Here is a 1,821-nt window from a genome sequence, read left to right on the forward strand (position 1 = left end):
CTCTTTCGACCTTTGCCCCGAGATCCGTGAGCGCCGCTTTTGATCTCCCAAAGAGGGGGATTCCGTTACCCCATTTCAATGAGCCCGCTTATCGTTCGACGCTGGAACAACCGCAGGCTTTGAAGACCGCGCCGGAGCAACAATCCCGCTTTCATGATTGTCGGCGAGCGGGCGCTAAGCGCTGCGTTGCTATCGCGATGCCTCTGAGATTTCCGTCTGACGCGCAAGCCACTCATCGACAGCAAGCTCGACGACCCCTTGCATATCTGTGCCTTTCGCCAGCGCTGCATCCCTCAAGCGCGCAGCCGTTTCGCGCGACATCGAAAATGTCATATTCGTATTCGTGTTTCCAAGCCTGCCTTGGGGCTTCGTCAGAAAATGGCTCAAATTTCGCTTTCTCACATGACCTCCTCGCCATTCGTTGGCTTGCGGATTGCGGCACTATGAGGCGCCGCGCCGCCATTTCTTTCACTTGGACGCCGCGCGCACCCGCGGGAGCTAAGCGGCCTCATAAACCCTGCTGAGAGAAACGTAGCGCTCGGCATTGAGCCTGATCTCCTGGCGCTCGCCCTCGGTGAGCGTGCGGGCAATCCGGGCCGGTGCGCCGATTAGAAGGACATTCGCGGGATACTCCACACCGGGGAGAACGAGCGCAGCGGCTCCGACAAGCGTTTCTTCCGCGAGCCGCACGCCGTCGAGCAGTCGCGCGCCAAGTCCTATGAGGCAATGATTTGCGATTGTGCATCCGTGAAGGATGGTTCCGTGTCCGATGGAAACCTCATCGCCAATGCTGACGGGATGGCCGGCTCTGCAATGGATGATTGCGCCATCCTGAATATTTGTCCGCCGCCCGATCCGGATCGCGTTGGCGTCACCTCTTATGACGGCATATTGCCAAACGCTGGCGCCTTCCGCGATGTGCACGTCTCCCAAAATCTTCGCGGTGTCGGCGATGAAGACATCGCTGTGGATTTGCGGCGCCGGAAGCCCCGCACGAAGGGGCGCGCTTGGCCGGAGGTAAGGCCCTGAAAATGGCTGGATTGATTTGGTCACCATTGGCTCGGACCGGTTGGAGGACTTTGAGCGAGGGCCGTAGGTGTTCAGTCCCGACGTGTGATGGTGTATTGTTAACGCCGTCACAGCGGGAGGGACTATGGGCCAGGTTCTACACGGGTGCGCCAAGAGTACGCACGCCGTTCGAGCGGAACTACAGCGATCGAAAGCTCCGATCGCGGAACTCGCAAGGCGCTACGGGCTCAACGAGAAGACCGTGAGAAAGTGGCTCGCGCGCAGTTCCGTCGAAGATCGGCCGATGGGGCCGAAGGAACACCGCAGCACGGTGTTGTCGCCGATGGAAGAGGCTGCGATCGTCGCCCTTCGCGTGCAGGCGAGGCTGCCGCTCGACGATGTCTTCGTGGCACTGAAAGACGTCATCCCGCATCTGACGCGCTCTTGCACCGCTGTCTCCAGCGCCACGGCATCTCGCGGTTGCCGAAGGCCTATCATGAAAAGCCGAAGCAATTCAAGGCCTACGATATCGGTTACTTCCATATCGACATCGCTGAACTTCGCTACGAAGGCGGCGAGGGCTTCCTGTTCGTCGCCGTCGACCGCACCTCGAAGCTCGTGTTCGCCCGCATCTATCGCAAGGCGACGAAGCTCGCGGCCGCCGCCTTCCTCAAGGTGCTCGTCGCAGCCGTTCCCTACAAGGTGCACACCGTCTTGACCGGAGCGAAGGTTTATCCTGAGCGACAAGCGCTCAGGCTCGGCGTGCAGTTCGTCCAGCGCGACCGGTCCGGCGACTTCGTCGCTCACCTCTTC

1 protein-coding gene and 1 pseudogene are annotated in these 1,821 nt (G+C 60.4%); one reads left to right on the top strand and one right to left on the bottom strand.

What is annotated here, in order from left to right:
- Positions 1-498: 498 nt before the first annotated feature.
- Positions 499-1,056 carry a gamma carbonic anhydrase family protein gene (locus tag T281_RS17035; protein ID WP_081796887.1) on the bottom strand — a complete coding sequence of 186 codons (558 nt, stop codon included), beginning with the start codon at positions 1,054-1,056 and terminating at the stop codon, positions 499-501.
- Positions 1,057-1,153: 97 nt separating this feature from the next.
- Between T281_RS17035 and T281_RS18050 the strand changes: the two are divergent.
- A pseudogene (locus tag T281_RS18050) lies at positions 1,154-1,821 on the top strand (transposase family protein); the annotation flags it as partial.

It is taken from the genome of Rhodomicrobium udaipurense JA643, from assembly GCF_000636015.1.
Classification (GTDB): Bacteria; Pseudomonadota; Alphaproteobacteria; order Rhizobiales; family Rhodomicrobiaceae; genus Rhodomicrobium; species Rhodomicrobium udaipurense.

Excerpts from the sequence above, each read along its gene's own strand:
- T281_RS17035 (WP_081796887.1), bottom strand. The coding sequence starts at position 1,056 with ATGGTGACCAAATCAATCCAGCCATTTTCAGGGCCTTACCTCCGGCCA.